General features: G+C 54.8%; 17 protein-coding genes, 1 tRNA gene and 1 pseudogene. 9 read left to right on the forward strand and 10 right to left on the reverse strand.

The annotated features are described in order from the left end of the window. The first annotated feature begins 142 nt into the window (after positions 1–142). Entirely contained in the window at positions 143–1381 is a 1239-nt protein-coding gene (locus E0L16_RS05975; RefSeq protein WP_064910292.1) for an Nramp family divalent metal transporter, read from the forward strand. Positions 1382–1414: 33 nt separating this feature from the next. Here E0L16_RS05975 and ypeC read toward each other — a convergent pair whose 3' ends face one another. Continuing rightward, positions 1415–1762 carry a DUF2502 domain-containing protein YpeC gene (gene ypeC / locus E0L16_RS05980; RefSeq protein WP_063450443.1) on the reverse strand — a complete coding sequence of 116 codons (348 nt, stop codon included), beginning with the start codon at positions 1760–1762 and terminating at the stop codon, positions 1415–1417. 126 nt (positions 1763–1888) lie between these two features. Then, a pseudogene (gene mgrA / locus E0L16_RS05985) lies at positions 1889–2887 on the reverse strand (L-glyceraldehyde 3-phosphate reductase). Between the two features lie 186 nt (positions 2888–3073). Here mgrA and ipdC point away from each other — a divergent pair. Then, positions 3074–4732, forward strand: a complete 1659-nt coding sequence (gene ipdC / locus E0L16_RS05990; RefSeq protein ID WP_131636523.1) for an indolepyruvate decarboxylase — start codon at positions 3074–3076, stop codon at positions 4730–4732. Here ipdC and E0L16_RS05995 read toward each other — a convergent pair whose 3' ends face one another. Then, positions 4733–5968 (reverse strand): ion channel protein, encoded by a 1236-nt coding sequence (locus tag E0L16_RS05995; RefSeq protein ID WP_063868130.1) that lies wholly within the window; start codon positions 5966–5968, stop codon positions 4733–4735. It lies immediately after the preceding gene. 205 nt (positions 5969–6173) lie between these two features. On the opposite strand from E0L16_RS05995, the gene glk reads away from it, so the two are divergent. Then, a complete protein-coding gene (gene glk / locus E0L16_RS06000; RefSeq protein WP_131636524.1) occupies positions 6174–7139 on the forward strand; it encodes a glucokinase in 966 nt (321 codons plus the stop codon). 35 nt (positions 7140–7174) lie between these two features. On the opposite strand, the gene E0L16_RS06005 is transcribed toward glk, so the two are convergent. Then, on the reverse strand, positions 7175–7906 hold the full coding sequence (locus tag E0L16_RS06005; protein WP_131636525.1) for a LytR/AlgR family response regulator transcription factor: 732 nt from the start codon (positions 7904–7906) through the stop codon (positions 7175–7177). Between the two features lie 13 nt (positions 7907–7919). Beyond that, entirely contained in the window at positions 7920–9617 is a 1698-nt protein-coding gene (locus E0L16_RS06010) for a sensor histidine kinase (protein ID WP_107533445.1), read from the reverse strand. 386 nt (positions 9618–10003) lie between these two features. On the opposite strand from E0L16_RS06010, the gene alaC reads away from it, so the two are divergent. Next, on the forward strand, positions 10004–11239 hold the full coding sequence (alaC, locus tag E0L16_RS06015) for an alanine transaminase (protein ID WP_107533444.1): 1236 nt from the start codon (positions 10004–10006) through the stop codon (positions 11237–11239). Between the two features lie 58 nt (positions 11240–11297). Here the strand turns inward: alaC and ypdK are convergent, their stop codons facing one another. Both ypdK and lpxP read right to left on the reverse strand, forming a co-directional pair. Further along, positions 11298–11369 carry a membrane protein YpdK gene (gene ypdK / locus E0L16_RS06020; protein WP_099458937.1) on the reverse strand — a complete coding sequence of 24 codons (72 nt, stop codon included), beginning with the start codon at positions 11367–11369 and terminating at the stop codon, positions 11298–11300. 359 nt (positions 11370–11728) lie between these two features. Next, positions 11729–12649: a kdo(2)-lipid IV(A) palmitoleoyltransferase gene (gene lpxP, locus E0L16_RS06025; RefSeq protein WP_167349523.1), complete on the reverse strand. Its 921-nt coding sequence runs from the start codon at positions 12647–12649 to the stop codon at positions 11729–11731. 268 nt (positions 12650–12917) lie between these two features. Between lpxP and E0L16_RS06030 the strand changes: the two genes are divergently transcribed. Next, a complete protein-coding gene (locus E0L16_RS06030; RefSeq protein WP_107533443.1) occupies positions 12918–14297 on the forward strand; it encodes a diguanylate cyclase in 1380 nt (459 codons plus the stop codon). Between the two features lie 13 nt (positions 14298–14310). Here the strand turns inward: E0L16_RS06030 and E0L16_RS06035 are convergent. Together E0L16_RS06035 and E0L16_RS06040 are read right to left on the reverse strand one after the other, a co-directional pair. Further along, a tRNA-Arg gene (locus tag E0L16_RS06035) sits at positions 14311–14382 on the reverse strand. Positions 14383–14457: 75 nt separating this feature from the next. Next, positions 14458–15387 carry a formate/nitrite transporter family protein gene (locus E0L16_RS06040; protein WP_063868143.1) on the reverse strand — a complete coding sequence of 310 codons (930 nt, stop codon included), beginning with the start codon at positions 15385–15387 and terminating at the stop codon, positions 14458–14460. Positions 15388–15701: 314 nt separating this feature from the next. Here E0L16_RS06040 and mlaA point away from each other — a divergent pair, with 314 nt between their 5' ends. Beyond that, positions 15702–16454, forward strand: a complete 753-nt coding sequence (mlaA, locus tag E0L16_RS06045; RefSeq protein WP_003861365.1) for a phospholipid-binding lipoprotein MlaA — start codon at positions 15702–15704, stop codon at positions 16452–16454. 44 nt (positions 16455–16498) lie between these two features. Here the strand turns inward: mlaA and fadL are convergent, their stop codons facing one another. Beyond that, positions 16499–17782: a long-chain fatty acid transporter FadL gene (gene fadL, locus E0L16_RS06050; RefSeq protein ID WP_063868145.1), complete on the reverse strand. Its 1284-nt coding sequence runs from the start codon at positions 17780–17782 to the stop codon at positions 16499–16501. A gap of 372 nt (positions 17783–18154) precedes the next feature. On the opposite strand from fadL, the gene E0L16_RS06055 reads away from it, so the two are divergent. The 3 genes from E0L16_RS06055 to fadJ all read left to right on the forward strand — a co-directional run bounded on the left by E0L16_RS06055 (position 18155) and on the right by fadJ (position 22134). Then, positions 18155–18439 carry a YfcZ/YiiS family protein gene (locus E0L16_RS06055; RefSeq protein ID WP_063868147.1) on the forward strand — a complete coding sequence of 95 codons (285 nt, stop codon included), beginning with the start codon at positions 18155–18157 and terminating at the stop codon, positions 18437–18439. A gap of 237 nt (positions 18440–18676) precedes the next feature. Beyond that, on the forward strand, positions 18677–19987 hold the full coding sequence (fadI, locus tag E0L16_RS06060; RefSeq protein ID WP_131636526.1) for an acetyl-CoA C-acyltransferase FadI: 1311 nt from the start codon (positions 18677–18679) through the stop codon (positions 19985–19987). Then, positions 19987–22134 (forward strand): fatty acid oxidation complex subunit alpha FadJ, encoded by a 2148-nt coding sequence (fadJ, locus tag E0L16_RS06065; protein ID WP_131636527.1) that lies wholly within the window; start codon positions 19987–19989, stop codon positions 22132–22134. The genes fadI and fadJ overlap by 1 nt, the downstream gene beginning before the upstream one ends. Positions 22135–22231: the final 97 nt, after the last annotated feature.

Genomic DNA, 22231 nt, shown 5'->3' on the forward strand with positions numbered 1-22231 from the left:
ACATTCTGTGACCTTGCTCCACCTGCCTGTCTATTGTTCCTGACTATCAGAGAAATCATGTTAACCATTACAAATGAACTTGATAATCATTCTCATTTTGATAGCATAAAACATAGCAAAGGCTATATTTCCAGAGGCAGAAATGACGAATAGTCGCGTAGAGAGTAGCAGCGGCAGAGCGGCACGCAAGCTGCGGTTCGCATTAATGGGACCGGCATTCATTGCCGCGATTGGCTACATCGATCCGGGTAATTTTGCGACCAATATTCAGGCCGGGGCCAGTTTCGGCTATAAGCTGCTGTGGGTTGTGGTTTGGGCCAACCTGATGGCGATGCTGATTCAGATGCTTTCCGCGAAGCTGGGTATTGCCACCGGGAAAAACCTGGCGGAGCAAATCCGCGATCACTATCCGCGTCCGGCGGTATGGTTTTACTGGGTCCAGGCGGAAATTATCGCCATGGCTACCGATCTCGCCGAGTTTATCGGGGCGGCGATCGGCTTTAAGCTTATTCTGGGCGTCTCCCTGCTACAGGGCGCCGTGCTGACCGGTATCGCCACGTTCCTTATTCTGATGCTCCAGCGGCGGGGACAAAAACCGCTGGAGAAAGTCATCGGCGGCCTGCTGCTGTTCGTCGCTGCCGCCTATATCGTTGAGCTGGTTTTCTCCCAGCCGAATCTGGTGCAGCTGACGAAAGGGATGGTGATCCCATCGTTACCTACCTCTGAAGCCGTTTTTCTCGCGGCCGGGGTGCTGGGGGCGACCATCATGCCGCACGTGATTTATCTGCACTCTTCTTTAACCCAGAATCTGCACGGCGGAACGAGCAAAGAGCGTTACTCCGCCTCGAAATGGGATGTGGCGATCGCGATGACCATTGCCGGATTTGTGAACCTGGCGATGATGGCGACCGCCGCCGCCGCGTTCCATTTTAACGGGCATACCGGGGTTGCCGATCTCGACCAGGCTTACCTGACGCTGGAGCCGTTGCTGAGCCATGCCGCTGCCACTATTTTCGGTTTAAGCCTGGTTGCTGCGGGTCTCTCGTCTACGGTTGTGGGAACGCTGGCCGGGCAGGTGGTGATGCAGGGGTTTGTACGTTTCCACATTCCTCTGTGGGTTCGCCGCTCGGTAACCATGCTGCCTTCCTTTATTGTCATTCTGATGGGGCTGGATCCGACCCGCATTCTGGTGATGAGTCAGGTGCTGCTGAGTTTCGGTATTGCGCTAGCGCTGGTGCCGCTGCTGATCTTCACCAGCAACAAATCGCTGATGGGCGATCTGGTAAATTCAACATGGGTGAAACGCGCCGGCTGGGCCATTGTAGTCGTGGTGGTGGCGTTAAACCTCTGGTTGTTAATAGGCACGGCGGCAGGGCTGTAAAAGAAAAAGGAGCCGTGAGGCTCCTTTTTGCTGTTAATGATGATGGCCGTGACCGTGGCCCCTGCCTTTACCATGGCCTCTGCCGCCGCGGTGGTCGTCACGATCGTGCCAGCCTTCGCGGTAGCCGCGTTCGTAGGCCTTACGCTTATCCCAGCCACGGTGATAGCCGTTATCGTGTTTCCACCAGCGGTTTTTACGCCACTCATAATGGCGGTGCCAGTAGTCACGGTCGCGCCAGCCGCCGCCGTCCCAGTAGTTACCGTAATTGTCGCGATCGCCAATTTGTAATTTTATCGATGGCAACAGGGTGATTTCGCCAGCGTTGGCGACCAGCGGGGCCGAAGCCAGTAATACCGCTGCAAGAATCAGTGACCTGAACATACTCTTCTCCTTCACGATCGGGGCCGCTGTGCGACCTGTTAACGCAATTTTACGAGTTGGTAAACATTCGTTTCATCGCCTCAACTCCTAAATCATGAAGGAGAGCACTTTTTGCTAAAAGTAATGTTAATCGGAACTGGACAGGATCGCTTCTATCGTCTTCAGCTCGTCTGCGGAGAAATGACAATTTTCAAGCATGCCTGCTGCATCATCAATTTGCCCGGTTTTGCTTGCGCCGATGAGCACTGACGTCACCGTATCGTGACGCAGTATCCAGGCCAGCGCCATTTGCGACAGCTTTTGCCCCCGGCTTTGCGCCAGCGCGTTCAGCTTACGCACTTTTTCCAGCTTATTGTCGGTGATTTGCTCCGGATTAAGGAACTTACTGCCGCTTGCCGCGCGAGAATCTGCCGGGATGCCGTTCAGATAGCGATCGGTCAACTATCCACCGGCCAGCGGAGAGAAGGGGATACATCCCACCCCTTTTTGTTGCAATACCTCCAGCAAACCCGCTTCAGGCGCACGTTCAAACATGGAGTACTTCGGCTGGTGGATGAGACACGGCGTGCCCAGATCCTCCAGTATTTCAATCGCCTGTCGTGCCAGTTCTGCCGGGTAGTTGGACAGACCAATGTACAGCGCCTTGCCCTGACGCACCACGTGGTCAAGCGCTTTCATGGTTTCACGCAGCGGCGTTTGGGGATCGGGGCGATGGTGATAGAAAATATCAACGTACTCAAGCCCCATACGCCTGAGGCTTTGATCCAGGCTGGCGATCAGGTATTTACGCGAGCCCCAGTCGCCGTAAGGCCCGTCCCACATGGTGTAGCCCGCTTTGGTGGAGATAATCAGCTCATCGCGCCAGGGCAGGAAATCCTCCTGCAAAATGCGACCAAAATTACGTTCGGCCGACCCAGGAGGCGGGCCGTAATTATTGGCAAGGTCAAAATGCGTAATACCCAAATCGAACGCGCGCTGTAAAAGTTGACGGCTGTTTTCGAGCAGCGTCGCGTCGCCAAAATTATGCCACAGCCCCAGCGAGATGGCGGGAAGCTTGAGGCCGCTTTGTCCACAGCGGCGATACTGCATTGTCTGATAACGATTTTTGTCAGGTTGATAACCCATTGGCGAGACCTCTGGCGCTGAAAAGAAAAATCAGTGTATACGTTTACACTCACCCGAAGAAAATGAGCATAGCTCAGCTTTTTTCGTAAAGCATTCTTTCCATTCTCGACTTCTCGCCATTTCTGGACAGGCTTCACGCTTATTTAATACTCAGAGTGAGGTCAACGTCAGAAGGACACCTATAATATGCGTACCCCCTATTGCGTCGCCGATTACCTGCTGGACCGACTAACAGATTGCGGTGCCGATCATCTGTTTGGCGTGCCGGGCGACTATAACCTGCAATTTCTCGACCATGTGATAGACAGCCCGGACATCTGCTGGGTGGGCTGTGCCAACGAACTGAATGCGTCTTACGCTGCTGACGGCTATGCCCGCTGTAAGGGCTTTGCCGCGCTGCTGACGACATTCGGCGTTGGGGAATTAAGCGCCATGAACGGTGTGGCGGGCAGCTTTGCCGAACATGTTCCCGTGCTCCATATTGTGGGGGCCCCGGGTATGGCGGCACAGCAACGAGGAGAGTTATTGCACCATACGTTAGGCGACGGCGAGTTCCGCCACTTCTATCATATGAGCGAACCCATTACCGTCGCACAGGCGGTGCTCACCGAACAAAACGCCTGCTATGAAATTGACCGGGTGCTTACCACCATGCTGCGGGAGCGCCGTCCGGGCTACCTGATGCTGCCTGCCGATGTGGCGAAAAAAGCCGCTACGCCCCCTGTAAGCGCTCTCACTCTGCATCCCGCACCCGCTGATTCAGCCTGTTTGCAGGCGTTCCGTGAGGCTGCCGAAAAGCGTCTGTCCATGAGCAAACGCACCGCTCTGTTAGCGGATTTCCTGGTGCTGCGCCACGGCCTGAGAGACGCCGTTCAGAAGTGGGTCAAAGCGGTGCCAATGGCCCACGCAACGATGCTGATGGGTAAGGGCATTTTTGATGAACGTCAGAGCGGCTTTTATGGCACCTATAGCGGGTCGGCAAGCGCCGAACAGGTTAAAGAGGCGATCGAGGGTGCCGATACGGTGCTGTGCATTGGCACGCGTTTTACCGATACGCTCACCGCCGGATTTACCCATCAGCTGACGCCAGCCCAGACGATAGAGGTTCAGCCCCACGCTGCCCGCGTCGGTGACGTCTGGTTTACGGGCATCCCGATGAGGGAGGCGATTGAAACGCTAACGGCCCTGTGTAAAACGCATGTACGTGATACGCGAACGTCATCGGATAACAGCGGCTTTTCGTTCCCCACTATCGAAGGATCTCTGACGCAGGAGAGTTTCTGGCGTACCCTGCAAGCGTTTATTCGTCCCGGCGATATCATTCTGGCTGACCAGGGAACATCTGCTTTTGGCGCTATCGATCTGCGTTTACCGGCAGACGTCAACTTTATCGTCCAGCCGCTGTGGGGCTCGATTGGCTACACGCTGGCGGCGGCTTTTGGCGCGCATACGGCGTGTCCGGACCGACGCGTGATTGTCCTGACGGGCGACGGTGCCGCGCAGCTGACCATTCAGGAGCTGGGCTCAATGCTGCGCGACAAGCAGCGCCCGATTATTCTGGTGCTTAACAACGAAGGGTACACGGTCGAGAGGGCTATCCACGGGCCGGAGCAGCGCTATAACGATATCGCCCTCTGGAACTGGACGCAGATCCCGCAGGCGCTGAGCCTGGCGCCTCAGGCAGAGTGCTGGCAGGTCAGCGAAGCGGAAGCGCTGGCGGAAGTGCTGGATAAAGTGGCACACCACGAGCGGCTGTCGCTGATCGAGGTGATGCTGCCGAAAGCCGATATTCCGCCGCTGTTGAGCGCGCTGACCAAAGCGCTGGAGGCGCGCAATAACGCCTGATTACCTGTCGTTTCGCCATGCCATCAGCATCGGTTTGCCCGCCAGCAGGAGCCAGGCGGGCAACATCACGATACAGAGCAGCGGCAGAAGCGTGGTATCCGGCACGACAACGGCCGCCATAAACAGGCTTAGCCACGCATCGCGCGTGACCACCAGTACCAGCCCCAGAATGGAGCAGGAGACGGTAATCGCCGCAGGGACTGCGTCGACGTGCTCATGCAGCATCAGCCCCAGCGCGACCCCAACAAAGACCGCCGGGAAGATACGACCTCCCCGGAAACCACAGGCCGCAGCGACCACGAGCGCCGCCAGTTTCACCAGCGCGAACAGCAGATAATCTGAAACGCTAAAGACCTGGCTGAAGGCCAGCTGCTGCATCTCGTCCAGCCCCTTAAACAGCGTAACCGTCCCGCCGATGGCGCCTAAAACACCCAGAATAAAGCCGCCCATACCCAGAATCAGCACCGGATGCTTCAGTCTGTGCATCAGGCGATGCAGGCGCGGAAGACACCATACCGCGACCATCCCCAGCGCAATGGCTATCGCGACGACGACGGCACCGCTGAAAATATCGGCGAGCTGCATCTGACCGTAGTGGGGGATGGGCAGCGAAAAATGAGGATGGAAAAACAGGCTGGTGGTGAGCGCCCCCGCAGCGGCGGCCATCAGCGGCGCGAAGAGTTTGTCCCACAGCGGCACGTCATTGTCCCTGCTCAGGGTTTGAGAAAAGATAAGCGCGGCGGCTACCGGCGTGCCAAACAGCGCCCCGATGGTGCCGGCGGAGGCCAGAATCGTCCAGTCCAGCGCGCCAACGCGCGGGAAAAGACGCGCCCCCAGGAAGACCGCCAGCGCGATGTTGACCGCCATAATGGGGTGTTCAGGCCCGAGGCTCACGCCGCCGGCGAGGCCGATAATCAGCGCGATGATAAGACCCGGCAGGGCAGAAGGCGAAACGGGCGCGCCAATCAGTGGTTCCAGCGCCGGGTCCGGCCCGGCGTGTCCCGGGCTATAGCGGATCACCAGGCCTACGGCAATCCCGGTCAGGGTCAGCATCATCATGATCCAACCCGGCGAGTCAATGCTGATGCCGAGCTTTACCGGTAGCGCAGACCACAACAACGATTGCAGCACCGATGCCACCTTCATGACGACGATGAGCACCAGGCTCGACGCCACGCCAATAATCAGCGCCGGGACAGCCAATAACAGCATGGTTCTGGCTCGCGGATGGAGCATGATGATTTCCTTGTACAAAACGGCTTAACGTTACTTTGCACAATCAGCATTGTGGCAATAGTGCAAAAGGTGCTGAAACGGTAAAGTTATTATGTGACGAAGATCGATAATCCATGGGCAGTCACCTTCTGGTCGTTGTTGTTATCACGCCTTGAATTTACAGTGTCCCAAAGATTTATTCTGACTTTAGCGGAGCAGTAGAAGAATGACAAAGTATGCTTTGGTAGGTGATGTGGGCGGCACCAACGCTCGCCTTGCCCTGTGCGATGTGAACAGCGGTGAAATTTCTCAGGCGAAAACCTATTCAGGGCTGGATTACCCAAGCCTGGAAGCGGTGGTACGCGTCTATCTGGAAGAGCATAAAGTGAGCGTTGAGGACGGTTGTATCGCCATCGCCTGTCCGATCACCGGCGACTGGGTCGCGATGACCAACCACACCTGGGCCTTCTCAATTGCCGAAATGCAGAAGAACCTCGGCTTCTCGCACCTTGAAATCATTAACGACTTCACCGCGGTTTCCATGGCTATTCCGATGCTTAAGCAAGAGCATCTGATTCAGTTCGGCGGTACGGCCCCGATTGAAGGTAAACCGATTGCCGTTTACGGCGCGGGCACCGGTCTGGGGGTGGCGCACCTGGTTCACGTCGACAAACGCTGGGTGAGCCTGCCGGGCGAGGGCGGTCACGTGGATTTTGCGCCGAACAGTGAAGAAGAGGGCATTATTCTTGAGGAGCTACGCGCCGAGATTGGTCACGTGTCGGCCGAGCGCGTGCTTTCTGGCCCGGGGCTGGTGAACCTGTATCGGGCGATTGTGAAATCAGATGGCCGTCTGCCGGAAAATCTGCGGCCTAAAGACGTGACCGAACGCGCGCTGGCCGACAGCTGTACTGACTGTCGCCGTGCGCTGTCGCTGTTCTGCGTCATTATGGGGCGTTTCGGCGGCAACCTGGCGCTGAATCTTGGCACCTTTGGCGGGGTCTATATTGCGGGTGGGATCGTGCCGCGCTTCCTCGATTTCTTTACCGCCTCCGGCTTCCGCGGCGGCTTCGAAGACAAAGGCCGTTTCAGGAGCTACGTGCAGGACATTCCGGTTTACCTGATTGTCCACGACAACCCAGGCTTGCTTGGCTCCGGTGCGCATCTGCGCCAGGTGCTTGGTCAGATCCTCTGACGCCCGTCCCCCTCTCCTGCGGGAGAGGGAACGCACTACAGGTGCATAAGCTGGCGGAACTCTTTCACCCTGCTGCGGCTTACCGGCACCTGAAAATCCAGATCCCTCAGACGCAAAATATAGGTGTTATTAAACCAGGGCTCGATTTCGCGGATCTTGTTCAGGTTGACGCAGAACGAACGGTGGCAGCGGAAGAAGCGGGCGGCCGGGAGTTTATTGCAAAATTCGGTGATGTTCATCGCCATGACGTAGGATTCACGCCGCGTATAGACAAACGTCATTTTTTCATGCGCTTCGGCATAGTAAATATCGTCGACAGGCGTGACGATGATCCGTTCGTCTTTCACCAGGTTAATGGTGTCGTTTTCCCGCGCTGCCGGGCTGGTGCTGGCAGGCAGCGTCTGCTGCTGCCATGCGGCTTCCAGCTTGTGCAGCATACTGATAATACGCGACTCCTGGTACGGCTTGAGAATATAGTCAAACGCCTCGAGCTCGAAGGCTTCCACGGCATGTTCTTTCCACGCGGTGACAAACACAATAAACGGCTTGTGGGCGAACTGATTGATATTTTGCGCCAGCAGGACGCCGTCCAGCGACGGAATATTAATATCGAGAAAAATCGCGTCGACCCGGTTATGCTGCAAAAATTTCAGCACGTCCAGACCGTCCTCAAAGCAGCCAACAATCTCCATCTGGCTGTGGGTTTTGATAAGCCAGCTCAACTCCTGCTGAGCCAGAATTTCATCTTCTACAATGATGACTTTCATCTGTTACTCCGGCCTACGGCAACAAGGAAATGGGGGCATTAACGGGCGTTCTTTCATTCGGAACATAAAAAGCAATCTCGGTGCCCGGCTCAAGACGGTGAATGTGCAGCCCGTCACCGAACAGCAGCTTGACCCGGTGGTGCACGTTCAGCAGCCCGATCTTGTTGCCCGGCATTTCGTTTGCCTCGACGCGCTCGATGACTTTCGGATCGATGCCGTGTCCGGTATCGCGCACGGCGATGCGCACGCGGTTACCGCTTTCCGTCACGCTAATCGTGACCACGCCTTTGCCTTTACACGGCTGAATACCGTGAACAATGGCATTTTCCACCAGCGGCTGGATCAGCAGGCTTGGGATCACGCAGTTGACCTCCTCATCAATATCGTAAATGACCGTGAGCTTATCGCCAAAGCGTGCCTGCTCAATCGCGATGTAATCCTTAATTTGATACAGCTCTTTTTTGATGTCGATCTGCTCGTCGTCTTTTAGCTCAATGTTGTAGCGCAGATAGCGTGACAGATTAAAAATCAGCTGCCGCGCGGTGTCCGGATTAAGACGGATGGAGGAGGAGATCGCATTCAGCGCGTTAAACAGAAAATGGGGATTGATCTTGCTTTGCAGGGCACGGAGTTCTGCCTTATTTGCCATCTCGCGCAGCTGCTCCGCACGCGACACTTCGAGTTGGGTAGAGATAATTTGCGACAGGCCAATCGCCATTTCCTGAAGCGAGGAGGTGATTTGGTGCGCGTGACAGTAGTAAATTTTCAGCGTCCCCGTGACGACCCCTTTTTCCCACAGCGGGATCACCAGCATTGAGTGGATCTCTGGCGTACGGTGGGCTTCATCATTATTTTTAATGATGATTTTTCCGTAATTAATTGCCTGTCTGGTGGTCGGGCTGATGGTATCGTCGCTGTCGCGGTAGTTGTGCTCACCGACGCCAACGTAAGCCAGCACGTGGTCAATATTGGTGATAGCGACCGCATCCGCATGAATGTCCCGGCGGATGATATCGCAAACCTGACGTAAAGAGTCGGCGTTAACGTGTCGGAAAAGCGGCAGCGTTTTGTTGGCAATATCCAGCGCCAGCTTGGCCTGACGCGCGGCGCTGGCCTCTTTTTCGCCTTCCACGCTTTGCACCAGCAGCACGATAAAACCGATACAGACGCTCCCGAGGATCATCGGAATCCCGATCTTCGAGACGATATCCAGCCCCAGCGCAACGGTGGGCGCCCAGACGACGACCAGAATCATGGTCAGCGTTTCGCAAACCATCCCTGCGATAATCCCCGCACGCCAGTGCTGCTTTTTCGGAATTTTGCGGTTAATCCAGCCGGAGAGTATCCCGGCAATAATGCTGGTGATAAAGCAGGGTACGGCCGTCACGCCGCCAATATCAATCAGGTATCGGTGGGTCCCGGCGATAATGCCCGTAATAATCCCGACCCAGGGGCCAAAGAGGATCCCGCCTGACATCACGGCGATGATGCGCACGTTTACCAGCGATCCTTCTACCGGCACGCCGGACCAGGTGCTGAACAGGGCAAACATCGAAAAGATAAACGTGACGGCCAGCAGCTCTTTTGGCGAGTGGGCTGATTTATGCAAAAGCTCGCGAAACAAGCGAATGCGGATGAGGAAAAAGAGACAGATCAGCATTAATGCCGCGCGGTCAAACACCGCCAGGAGCATATTGAAGATTTCGTGCACGGTCAGGCCTGGGAAAACGGGAAAAATCTATGATAGAAAACATGGGGCCTGATGACCAGCTATCCGTCAGATTTATCAAATGAGGAAAAACCATAATTCCCAAAGGGGATTGCTTGCTTTTGACTGAAAGTTGGTGCGTTTCCGTTTGAGGTAAAAAGTACGGTAACAATACTGATAACAACGTGTTAAATCGTAGCGCTTAAAACTGCCTGCTCGCGAAAAGAGTTCCGCTTTTCACTGCTATCGCGTTCCCGTTTTAGCGCAAAATATTATTTTGTCATTACCCTCTCGACAGCGTCTTTTTCTTCAGGTTATTTTCTAAGCACGCCACACGGGTGGCAGCGTCGCTCGGACGGTCCGGGCGCTAACGTGACTCTGAGGAATCTATGGCTGAATTCAGTCCTGAACGCCGTTTTACGCGTATCGATCGTCTCCCCCCTTATGTTTTCAACATCACTGCTGAACTGAAAATGGCTGCGCGTCGGCGCGGCGAAGACATTATCGATTTCAGTATGGGTAACCCTGACGGCCCAACGCCGCCGCATATCGTTGAGAAACTCTGCACCGTTGCCCAGCGTCCTGATACCCACGGGTACTCGACCTCACGCGGTATTCCCCGGTTACGTCGGGCGATCTCTCGCTGGTATCAGGATCGTTATCAGGTGGATATCGATCCCGAAAGTGAAGCGATCGTGACCATTGGCTCGAAAGAGGGGCTGGCCCACCTGATGCTGGCGACGCTGGATCACGGCGATACCGTTCTGGTGCCGAACCCGAGCTACCCTATTCATATTTATGGGGCGGTGATTGCCGGCGCGCAGGTTCGTTCTGTTCCGCTGGTGGAAGGCGTCGACTTCTTTAACGAGCTGGAACGGGCGATTCGTGAAAGCTATCCAAAGCCGAAAATGATGATCCTCGGCTTCCCGTCTAACCCAACGGCACAATGCGTTGAACTCGAATTCTTTGAGAAAGTGGTTGCACTGGCTAAGCGTTACGACGTGCTGGTGGTACACGATCTCGCCTATGCCGATATCGTTTATGATGGCTGGAAAGCGCCGTCCATTATGCAGGTACCGGGTGCCCGTGATGTGGCGGTTGAGTTTTTCACGCTCTCGAAAAGCTACAACATGGCGGGCTGGCGAATTGGATTTATGGTCGGGAACAAAACGCTGGTGAGCGCCCTGGCACGTATTAAAAGCTACCATGACTATGGCACCTTTACGCCATTACAGGTCGCGGCCATCGCGGCGCTGGAAGGGGATCAGCAGTGCGTACTTGATATTGCCGCCCAGTACAAACGCCGCCGTGATGTGCTGGTCAAAGGGCTTCACGAAGCGGGCTGGATGGTGGAAATGCCTAAAGCTTCCATGTACGTCTGGGCGAAAATCCCCGAGCCATATGCGGCGATGGGATCGCTGGAATTTGCCAAAAAACTGCTTCAGGACGCGAAGGTGTGCGTCTCTCCGGGCATTGGCTTTGGTGACTACGGTGACACGCACGTGCGTTTCGCGCTGATAGAAAACAGCGACCGTATCCGTCAGGCAGTGCGGGGGATCAAAAGCATGTTCCGCGCGGATGGTTTGCTCGCAGCAAAGAGCGTTACGGAACAAGCTGAGTCTTAACGGACACCAAAAAAAACAGGCGCCAACGGCGCCTGTTTTTTTGACTGCATTTTCTTAACTAGATCATCAGAGCAAACGTTCCGGCCCAAACTAAAACAATAACCGAAATGCCCATAAAGAAATATTTCACGTTTCATCGCTCCGCGTATCTTCCGGTACGCATTAAAAAAACAGAGTCCAACTGAGTATAGAGAGTTGAAATCATGCGAAAGGGGAAATCGGATTTATCCCGTTCCGTCGCTAACTTCAGCCCTGAATTCTGTGCTTTCCTGTCGCCAGACGGCGCTAATGTACGCCTAAAATTCAGGAGTGACAAGAGGCATTTTTTTAAATAATTTCCTATACTTACGAGTGTCGTGGAACGGCGACAGTTTGATTTCAGTACGCAATAAATGCGTATTGAGCGACGGTTGAACGAAACCGTTACGCACGGCGATGACAGGTGTTTGAAAAGGTTAGTTTCTTAGCGAAACTAACCTTCGGAAGGGTTCAGATATAGAGTGAGGCTTCGCCCAGTGGGCGGGTTTTGAAGCGGCGGTGCATCCACAAATACTGCTCGGGTGCACGCATAATCTCGAATTCAATCACCTTATTGATAAAGGTAGCGGCTTCACTTTCGTCTTCAGGATAGTTCGCCATTTCTGGGGAGATGTGCAGACGATAGCCTGACTTATCGGCTTTTCGGACCATGGTAACCGTTAACATCGCGGCGCCTGACAGACGTGAAATCACAAAGGTACCGTTTGTCGTAGCGACATCTTTAACCGCGAAGAAAGGGGCAAAGCTACTGCCTTTAGGACCGTAATCCTGATCCGGGGCAAACCAGACGGCTTCACCTTTTTTCAGGGCGCCCACCATACCGCGCAGATTGTTACGGCTGATCATCGCCTTGTTGGAGCGCATGCGACCCCGCGTTTGTACCCATTCCATCAGCGCACTGTTATGCGGGCGATAGGTTGCCATCATCGGCTGACAGAGGCCCATAACGCGGCCGCCCAGCTCAAGGGACATAAAATGTACGCCAACAACCATCACGCCGCGCTTTTGCAGCTGGGCACGTTTCAGGTTATCCAGACCTTCCACGTCGAACCATTTACGGACGCGTTCGTCTGACCAGAACCAGGCCATACCGGTTTCAAGCAGCGCCATACCGATAGATTTAAAATTTTCCGCAATCAGCGTTTCGCGCTGCTGCGCATTGTAATGCGGAAAGCAAAGTTCGAGATTTTTACGGGCAATGGACTCACGACGTTTGAGGAAGTGACGCGATGCGCTGCCGAGCTTCGAACCCAGAAAACGAATCACAGGATAAGGGAGTTGCACCAGTAGCCAAAGTACGCCAAGGCCGAACCATGTAAACCAGTAGCGCGGATGCAGAAACGCCCGCTGAAATTTGGATTGAGACAAAATAGTGGAACCTTTGTAAAGCCTGTGAAGGTAGCGCAGACTTCGCGATACCACGTGCCATTAAGACCGTAGGACGAGGTCATGGTTGCAGGCTTTACCGTTCTTTACGACGTTGCCTGGCCATTGCTGACTTGGGTGGGCGGCATAATGTAGCACCGTTATACAATATGAGCTATCACTCGTTTTTGCTTAAAAAAGCGACAATTGCGGAGTGGGTTGATTTTGCTATTGTTAAATCTGCGTTCCTGCATGACTCCTTAAGGAGCAGATCATGGAAACCTACCTGCAAACGGTGAAAGAAGAGTGGGTGAAGCTGATTAATGAGACCGATCCCGACGTGCATCGCCTTGCGACTGAGCTTGCCAGGGACAACGCATCGCCGCTGGTTGCTGAATTTTATCGTGTGGTGCTGGCGGACCCTTCGGTGGCTGAATTCCTGACGACCGAACAGGTGGAAAGGCAGCTTCAGGAGGCGCTTCGCCGCTGGCTTATTGATGTGCTCTCATGCCGGGTGGAGCAGGTTGAAGAGCAGATGCGGGCGCAGCAGCGCGCTGCGGATGTTCATGCCCGTATTGGTATTTCGGTTGATTTGGTCGAAATGGGCTTTCGTGTGCTGAAAAAGCTGCTGTTACCCGTCATTACTACCAGCGCCCATACGCCCGAGGTGAAGCTGCATATTTATCACTACGCGATAAACAGTATCGATCTGGCCATGGAAGTGATGTCGCGGGCCTATGTTTTTAGCGAGAACAATGCGGCGAAGGAAGATGAGAATTACCGTATCTTTTCCTTAATGGAGAACGCAGAAGAGGAGAAGGAAAGACAGACCGCGGCGTTACTGTCATGGGAAATGGTGCTGCTGTATAAAATCACCCTTAATTCCAGTATCGGCAACAGTCTTCCGCTGGGTCAGTCTGAATTTGGACTGTGGTTTAGCCATAAAGGTCGTCACTATTTCAGCGGGATCGCTGAGGCCGGGCATATCTCTCGTCTGATTCAGGAATTTGATGACCTTTTTAACGAGGTCCGTCTGTCAGGGCAGGACCTGAATGATAAAGTGCACCGGGATAAATTCTTGCAGCGAATGCGGAATACCCTCTCGCAAATCATCACCCTGCTGCGCGAGCTATTTGATGAAGTTTCGCGGCACGAGGTGGGGGTGGATGTCCTGACCCGTCTGTTGAACCGCCGTTTCCTGCCAACCATCTTCAAACGCGAAATCCTGCACGCCACCCGGGCCGGGACAATGCTCTCAACGCTGCTGATTGATGTCGACAAATTTAAACAAATCAATGATACCTGGGGACACAATACCGGGGACGAGATCCTGCGAAAAGTTTCCGGCGCGTTCTACGACAACGTGCGAACCTGCGATTACGTTTTTCGCTACGGCGGGGATGAGTTCCTGATTGTGCTGACGGAAATCTCGGAAGTGGATACGCTGCGTATTGCCGAGCGCATTCGCAAACGGGTGGAAAAAATCAAGGTTAACTCCCCAACCGGCGAGATTATCCCGCTCTCACTCTCGATAGGCGCTGCGATGTTTAACGGTCATCCTGATTACGAACGGTTGATTCAGGCTGCGGATGAAGCCTTATACGGCGCGAAACGGCGTGGCCGGAACTGCGTGGAGCTTTGGAAGGGGGCATAAGGAAAAACGGAAGTGCCCCCTGCAGGAATCGAACCTGCAACTAGCCCTTAGGAGGGGCTCGTTATATCCATTTAACTAAGGGGACGAAGCGGCAAGAGTATAACGTTATTTACACTTTTCGTTAAGCGCATTGCCGCCTGACTGGTCAAAGAGTCACCGTTCACGCCGATTTTTCGGCTGTTTTATCCTTTTTTTCCTGAGCCTTAAGCTCGGCCTTACGCTTGTTGGACATGTCGTTACGGATTTGCGCATGGCTCAGCAGCGCAAAGATAAAGGTTCCGCCACAAATGTTGCCTGCGAGGGTAGGCAGGGCGAACGGCCAGAAAAAGTCGCTCCAGTGGAGGGTGCCGTTAAATACCAGATAAAGGATTTCTACGGTCCCGACAACGATGTGCGTGGTATCCGCGAGTGCGATAAGCCAGGTCATCAGGATAATCACGACGATTTTCGCGCTGCCCGCTGACGGGAACATCCAGACCATAGTGGCGATGATCCAGCCGGAGATAATGGCATTAGAGAACATTTCAACCGGCGTGTTTTTCATCACATCCATCCCAATCTTCACGAATGCGTCACGGGTCGGTTCATCAAATATGGGCATATACTCGAAGGCCCAGGCGGCTACGCCCGTACCGATGAGGTTCCCCAGCAGCACGACGCTCCACAGGCGCATCAGTAAGCCAAAATTTCCGAGGGTGGGGTTTTGCATGACCGGCAGTACGGCGGTAACGGTGTTCTCGGTAAAAAGCTGCTGCCGCGCCATAATGACGATGATAAAGCCGAACGTGTAGCCTAAATTTTCGAGCAAAAACCCGCCCGGCACGCCTTCCAGCTGCACGTGAAATATCCCTTTGGCAAGCAGCGATGCGCCCATCGACAGACCGGCTGCGATGGCTGACCACAGCAGGGCCATCGCGTCACGCTCCATCTCCTTTTCGCCATCCTGGCGAATATGTTCATGAATCGCCATGGCGCGCGACGGCAGGCGATCCTCATCGACTTCTATCTCCTCGCCCCGGTCTTTCTCCTCGCTCTCAATCTCAGGTTCTTCATTGTTCTCGCCAATTTTTTCTTCGTTAATGTCTTTCATAACTGCTCCTTCGGGGTTATCGCTCATTTAAGCGTAGCGGCTTTTAGCGCCTTGCCCGTGGGGAAGCTCTTAAATTGCAGAAAATGGCAATAAAGGTGAGACATCTCTTTCAAAGCCAATATAAAATTGCCGGCGAAACGAATTCTTAAAGACAGGCTATGCTGAAATTAGCGTGATGACGCGAGCGGGTCGTCATTGTCCTCGTAGACATCGGTAAGCGTGCTGTTACAATCACTTGCACGTTTCAGGCGGAGCGTCACCTGCTCCGTTACAGATGGCATTCAACGATAGCCATATTGAACAGGGAGAAATATATGAAACTTCGGCTGTCGGCGCTTGCGCTGGGCGTGACGATGCTTGTGGGCTGCGCCAGCTCTGGCGAGCAAACCGGACGCTCCGATCCTCTCGAAGGATTTAACCGTTCAATGTACAGCTTTAACTATAATGTGCTGGATCCGTACCTGGTTCGTCCGGTTGCCGTGGCATGGCGTGACTACGTTCCGCAGCCAGCGCGAAACGGCCTGAGCAACTTTACCAGTAACCTCGAAGAGCCGGCGGTGATGGTGAACTACTTCCTCCAGGGCGACCCGTATCAGGGGATGGTGCATTTCACCCGCTTCTTCCTGAACTCCCTGCTGGGCATGGGCGGCTTAATTGATGTCGCAGGCATGGCTAACCCGAAACTACAGCGTGAACAGCCGCACCGCTTCGGCAGTACGCTGGGACATTATGGCGTAGGTTATGGTCCGTATGTGCATCTGCCGTTCTACGGCAGCTTCACCGTGCGTGACGATGGCGGCGACATGGTGGATACGCTGTATCCGGTGCTGTCATGGCTCACCTGGCCGCTGTCGATTGGTAAATGGACCGTGGAAGGGATTGAAACACGTGCGCAACTGCTGGACTCAGACGGTCTGCTGCGTCAGTCTTCGGATCCGTACATCATGGTGCGTGAGGCCTACTTCCAGAACCACGACTTTATTGCCAACGGCGGTAAGCTGAAGCCGGAAGATAATCCGAACGCGAAAGCCATCGAGAACGAATTAAAAGATATTGATTCGGAATAAATAAAAAAGGTGAGCGATGCTCACCTTTTTTAATCGTGTTGGGATTAGAACGCGTAGTTGAAGTTGGTACCGAACAGCCACGCTTTACCTTCAGAGGTAAACTCGTAAGGGCCTTCCTGGAAGGTCACTTTCTGACCGTGCATATAAGAGACGCCCGCGTCGATGGACGCATTCTCGTTAAATGCGTAGGTTGCACCCGCACTCAGCCAGAAGCGGTCCTGATCCGGAATGGAGATAGAACGTTTATCTGCCGGGACCGGGCTGTCATCAAACGCGATACCGGTACGGAACGTCCAGTTGTCATCCATATAGTAGGTCGTACCCAGCGCCAGACGGTATGCGTCGTGGAAGCTCTCGTCCTTATAGAACAGCGTCTGGCCGTTGCTGCCGGTGGCTTTCAGCTCCTGGAACTGGCTCCAGCTGGTATACGCGAGGCTATAGTGAATTGCCCACTGCGGCGCAACGCGGTTGTAACCAGACACTTCCCACATTTCAGGCAGATGCAGCGACAGTGAACCCGGTACGGTTTGATTCGAGGTACCCCATGGAATGGTGGTGCCTGCGCCCGGAACCATACCGTTGACTGGGCTCAGGATGCCGCTTTTGTAATCGCCATCGAAATCAATTTTCACTTCTGAGCGATAGGTCAGACCCCAGCGGTTGTTTTTATCCAGTTCATACAGGATCCCGGCGTTCCAGCCGTAGCCCCATTCATCACCTTTCAGGCTGGCGATTTTGTTGCTGTTTTTCGGCAGCGCAGCGGTTTGCTCGCCGGTGTAACGCTCGATTTTTGCGTCGGCGTAAACGGCATTAAAGCCCAGACCGAAGCTCCAGCTATCGTTCAGACGATAGGCGCCGCTCAGGTTGAGGTTCAGGGTGGTCAGGTCGGTTTTACCGCCGTATTCCCCGGCCGGATAGTCGTTGTTGAATTCCGTCGCCAGGCCATAGTTAGAGGTAACAGAAGCCCCCCAACCAAACTGTTCGTTAATCGGGGCAACAAAGTGCAGGTTAGGCACCCACGCCGTTGGCGCAATGTTATCCGCCTTCAGATCCGCGCCGGTGAACTGTGATTTGCCAGAAATGTTGACATCAGGATCGATGTAAACCGCACCGGCAGAGAAGGTAGGGCGATCGAACATCATGATCAGCGCCGGGTTACGGCTTGCGTTGCCTGCGTCATCGGCAATCGCACCTTCCCCGGAATACGCACGGCCAAGGCCAGAGGAAGAAAATTCGTTTAACTGGAAGCCCGCTGACCAGGCGGACGTTGAGACGATTGCCACTGCAACTGCTAAAGCAGTTTGTTTGAACAGGGTTTTCTGGCTCATGACCATAACCTCATTGAGTTATTTTTATTCAATAATTGTTACATACCGTAACAGGAGCGCGAAGTGTAGGGTCTGAGGTATGACTTACAAATCAGACCAGTGGCGAGAGTATAGGTCTGACCAGCTGGGATGTTGCAAGTTTGTTTATTAATATTTTCAGATATGTTTCTTGAAACGAGATCTGGTTGGCAAAATTGTGACCAGTGCGAATCATCTGAAAAGGTGAATTTTGTTTTAGATCATTTTTTAGTGTGATATTGCTCACTTATCCGATTTTGCGCCATTAACGGCTGGAGGGGGCTCGTCCGGGGGCGTAAAATAGTCGCATCGTGTTTATCTCGCGCGTTGCGCGAATACAGAGGAAATTGAGCTATGAGTAAATGCAGTGCTGATGAAACCCCGGTTTGCTGCTGTATGGATGTTGGCACCATCATGGACAACACCGATTGCACCGCCTCTTACAGCCGCGTCTTCAGCAATCGCGCTGAAGCGGAAGAAACGCTGGCGGCGCTGACCCAGCGCGCGCGCGAAGTGGAATCCGATCCGTGCGAAATCAAATCTACCTTCACGGAAGTGGACGGCGGCGTACAGCTGGATATCGACTTCGTGTTCGCCTGCGAAGCTGAAACGCTGATTTTCCAGCTGGGCCTGCGTTAATTCCTGCGGTCTGGTGCCCTCACCCCAACCTTCTCCCACGGGAGAGGGCGCAAACACTAAAAACGGTAACCCACGGGTTACCGTTTTGCTTTTACCCTGGGCATTTTCTTTTTCTTCTCTGTGCCTTAGCTCGCAATTTTTCGCTTCCCCGATTGGCTCAATGTAAAAAAATAGTTAACACTATTATCAGGTCAGACCACTTAATGTGCGCGCAAAATTTTTTTACAGGGGAGTGTTATGAGTCAGGCATTACCGATTATCACCCGACACGGTGACCGCATTGCCATTGTCAGCGGGTTACGTACGCCGTTTGCGCGTCAGGCAACCGCGTTTCACGGTATACCGGCTGTCGATCTGGGAAAAATGGTCGTGGGGGAGATGCTGGCTCGCAGCGAGATCCCGCCAGAGGTTATTGAGCAGCTGGTTTTCGGCCAGGTCGTGCAAATGCCGGAAGCGCCCAATATTGCGCGTGAAATCGTCCTGGGCACCGGCATGAACGTTCACACCGACGCCTACAGCGTCAGCCGCGCCTGCGCCACCAGTTTTCAGGCGGTGGCGAACGTGGCTGAAAGCCTGATGGCGGGAACCATCCGCGCAGGGATCGCCGGAGGCGCGGATTCCTCCTCCGTGCTGCCCATCGGCGTCAGCAAACGGCTAGCCCGCATCCTGGTGGATGCCAACAAAGCCCGGACCACCGGTGCGAAGCTCAAACTCTTCTCGCGTTTACGCCTGCGCGACCTCATGCCCGTGCCCCCTGCCGTTGCGGAATACTCCACCGGCCTGCGTATGGGCGACACTGCCGAGCAGATGGCAAAAACCTACGGTATTACCCGCGAGCAGCAGGACGCGCTGGCGCATCGCTCGCATCAGCTTGCAGCGAAAGCCTGGTCAGAAGGCAAACTGGCCGACGAAGTGATGACTGCCTACGTGCCGCCTTACCGCGAACCGCTTTCAGAAGATAACAACATCCGCGGCACCTCCACGCTGGCGGATTACGCCAAACTGCGCCCGGCGTTTGACCGTAAGCACGGTACGGTCACTGCTGCTAACAGTACGCCACTGACGGACGGCGCCGCCGCCGTGATCCTGATGACGGAATCCCGGGCGAAAGAGCTGGGCATTACGCCGCTGGGCTATTTGCGCAGCTACGCCTTTACCGCCATCGATGTCTGGCAGGACATGCTGCTCGGTCCGGCCTGGTCCACGCCGCTGGCGCTGGATCGCGCAGGGCTGACGCTCTCCGATCTCACGCTGATTGATATGCACGAAGCCTTTGCCGCCCAAACGCTGGCAAACGTGCAGCTTATGGCGAGCGAGCGCTTTGCCCGCGACGTGCTGGGCCGCGCGCATGCCACAGGCGAAGTCGATCAGAGTAAATTCAACGTGCTGGGTGGCTCCATCGCCTACGGTCATCCGTTTGCGGCGACAGGGGCGCGAATGATAACCCAGACGTTGCACGAGCTGCGTCGACGTGGCGGCGGTTTTGGTCTCGTCACCGCCTGTGCGGCGGGCGGTCTGGGTGCAGCAATGGTTCTGGAGGCTGAATAATGGAAACGACATCTGCATTCAACCTGGCCGTTCGCCTCGATAACGTGGCCGTTATTACCATTGATGTGCCCGACGAAAAGATGAATACCCTGAAGGCCGAGTTTGGCGTTCAGGTGCGCGCAATGCTCAGACAGATCCGCGAAAACAAAGCGATACGCGGACTGGTATTTATCTCGGCAAAGCCGGATAACTTCATCGCCGGGGCCGATATCAATATGATTGCCCGCGCTGCAAGCGCTCAGGAGGCAGAAGATCTGGCGCGTCAGGGTCAGCAGGTGATGGCGGAGATCCATGCGCTGTCGATACCCGTTGTCGCCGCGATTCATGGGGCCTGCCTGGGCGGCGGGCTTGAGCTGGCGCTGGCCTGCCACAGCCGCATTTGTACCGACGATGCAAAAACCGTACTCGGCCTGCCGGAGGTACAGCTTGGGTTGCTGCCCGGCTCGGGTGGAACGCAGCGCCTGCCGCGTCTGGTGGGCGTCAGCACGGCGCTGGAGATGATCTTAACCGGTAAACAGCTGCGCGCCCGTCAGGCCATGAAGGCGGGTCTGGTTGATGAGGTCGTTCCGCACGCTATCCTGCTTGACGCTGCCGTTGAACGGGCGCTGAAGGGGCGTCAGGCGAAACGCCCTCTGCCGGTGCGCGAGCGCATCCTTGCCGGGCCGCTGGGACGCGCGCTGCTGTTCAGGATGGTGGATAAAAAAACCGAGCAAAAAACCAGAGGAAACTATCCGGCAACGAAGCGCATTCTGGAGGTGATTGAAACCGGTTTATCGCAGGGCAGCAGCAGCGGCTATGCCGCAGAAGCGAAGGCGTTTGGCGAACTGGCGATGACGCCGCAATCGCAGGCGCTGCGCAGCATTTTCTTTGCCAGCACGGAGGTCAAAAAAGATCCGGGCAGCGAAGCTGAACCGGCTCCGTTGCGCGCAATTGGCGTTCTGGGCGGCGGGCTGATGGGTGGCGGCATCGCGTTTGTCACCGCCAGCAAAGGCAAATTGCCCGTACGTATTAAAGATATCAACCCTAAGGGCATCAACCACGCGTTGCAGTACAGCTGGCAGAATCTCGATCGCAAAGTGAAACGCCGCCATATTAAGGCCAGCGAGCGCGATAAAACCCTCGCGACGATCACGGGCACCACCGACTACAGCGGGTTCGCACACCGCGATCTGGTGATTGAAGCCGTGTTCGAAGATCTGGCCCTTAAGCAGCAGATGGTGGCGGACGTTGAGCAGCATTGCGCACCGCACACCATTTTTGCTTCAAACACCTCCTCTTTGCCGATTGGCGACATCGCGGCGAAAGCCGCGCGCCCGGAGCAGGTGATAGGGCTGCACTATTTTAGCCCGGTCGAAAAAATGCCGCTGGTGGAGGTGATCCCGCATGCTACAACCAGCCCGCAAACTATTGCCACCGTGGTGAAGCTGGCGAAAAAACAGGGCAAAACACCCATTGTGGTCGCGGACAAAGCGGGCTTCTACGTCAACCGTATTCTGGCGCCGTACATTAACGAAGCGATGCGGCTGCTGACGGAAGGGGAGAAAATTGAGCACGTCGATGATGCCCTGGTGAAGTTTGGTTTCCCCGTTGGCCCAATCCAGCTTTTGGATGAGGTAGGGATTGATACGGGGACTAAAATTATCCCTGTGCTGGAAGCGGCTTATGGCGATCGTTTTGCGCCGCCTGCAAACTTTGTTTCTGCAATTTTGAAGGACGATCGCAAAGGCAGAAAAAATGAACGCGGTTTCTATCTTTACGCCGCGAAAGGGCGTAAAAGCAAGAAACAGGTCGACCCTTCGGTTTATGCGCTTATTCCCGTCACGGGTCAGGGAAAACTGTCGGCAGTTCAGTGCGCTGAGCGCTGCGTAATGATGATGCTCAATGAAGCGGCGCGCTGCTTTGGCGAGCAGGTGATCAAAAGCGCGCGCGACGGCGACATCGGCGCCGTGTTTGGCATCGGTTTCCCGCCATTCCTTGGCGGCCCGTTCCGGTACATGGATACCCTCGGGGTGGGTGAAGTGGTTGCGATTCTGCAACGTCTGGCCTCGCAATACGGTCCACGGTTTACACCTTGTGACGAATTATTGCAGATGGCGGAACGGGGCCAGACATTCTGGTCCGCAAGGGAAACTGATTGCGTAAACTGAAGTCAAAGAAGGGTAAATCCTGAGGTAATGGAACCTGTTCTGGCGAAATTGTAAACAGAGATTGACTATACTTACGCCATTGAGGTAAAAAACAGCG

Source organism: Enterobacter quasihormaechei (genome assembly GCF_004331385.1).
GTDB classification, from domain to species: domain Bacteria; phylum Pseudomonadota; class Gammaproteobacteria; order Enterobacterales; family Enterobacteriaceae; genus Enterobacter; species Enterobacter quasihormaechei.

Excerpts from the sequence above, each read along its gene's own strand:
- E0L16_RS05995 (WP_063868130.1), bottom strand. The coding sequence starts at position 5,968 with ATGCTCCATCCGCGAGCCAGAACCATGCTGTTATTGGCTGTCCCGGCG.
- fadI (WP_131636526.1), top strand. The coding sequence starts at position 18,677 with ATGAGTCAGGCATTACCGATTATCACCCGACACGGTGACCGCATTGCC.
- fadL (WP_063868145.1), bottom strand. The coding sequence starts at position 17,782 with ATGAGCCAGAAAACCCTGTTCAAACAAACTGCTTTAGCAGTTGCAGTG.
- alaC (WP_107533444.1), top strand. The coding sequence starts at position 10,004 with ATGGCTGAATTCAGTCCTGAACGCCGTTTTACGCGTATCGATCGTCTC.
- fadJ (WP_131636527.1), top strand. The coding sequence starts at position 19,987 with ATGGAAACGACATCTGCATTCAACCTGGCCGTTCGCCTCGATAACGTG.
- ipdC (WP_131636523.1), top strand. The coding sequence starts at position 3,074 with ATGCGTACCCCCTATTGCGTCGCCGATTACCTGCTGGACCGACTAACA.
- E0L16_RS06005 (WP_131636525.1), bottom strand. The coding sequence starts at position 7,906 with ATGAAAGTCATCATTGTAGAAGATGAAATTCTGGCTCAGCAGGAGTTG.
- E0L16_RS05975 (WP_064910292.1), top strand. The coding sequence starts at position 143 with ATGACGAATAGTCGCGTAGAGAGTAGCAGCGGCAGAGCGGCACGCAAG.
- E0L16_RS06030 (WP_107533443.1), top strand. The coding sequence starts at position 12,918 with ATGGAAACCTACCTGCAAACGGTGAAAGAAGAGTGGGTGAAGCTGATT.
- mlaA (WP_003861365.1), top strand. The coding sequence starts at position 15,702 with ATGAAACTTCGGCTGTCGGCGCTTGCGCTGGGCGTGACGATGCTTGTG.
- glk (WP_131636524.1), top strand. The coding sequence starts at position 6,174 with ATGACAAAGTATGCTTTGGTAGGTGATGTGGGCGGCACCAACGCTCGC.
- ypeC (WP_063450443.1), bottom strand. The coding sequence starts at position 1,762 with ATGTTCAGGTCACTGATTCTTGCAGCGGTATTACTGGCTTCGGCCCCG.
- E0L16_RS06040 (WP_063868143.1), bottom strand. The coding sequence starts at position 15,387 with ATGAAAGACATTAACGAAGAAAAAATTGGCGAGAACAATGAAGAACCT.
- E0L16_RS06055 (WP_063868147.1), top strand. The coding sequence starts at position 18,155 with ATGAGTAAATGCAGTGCTGATGAAACCCCGGTTTGCTGCTGTATGGAT.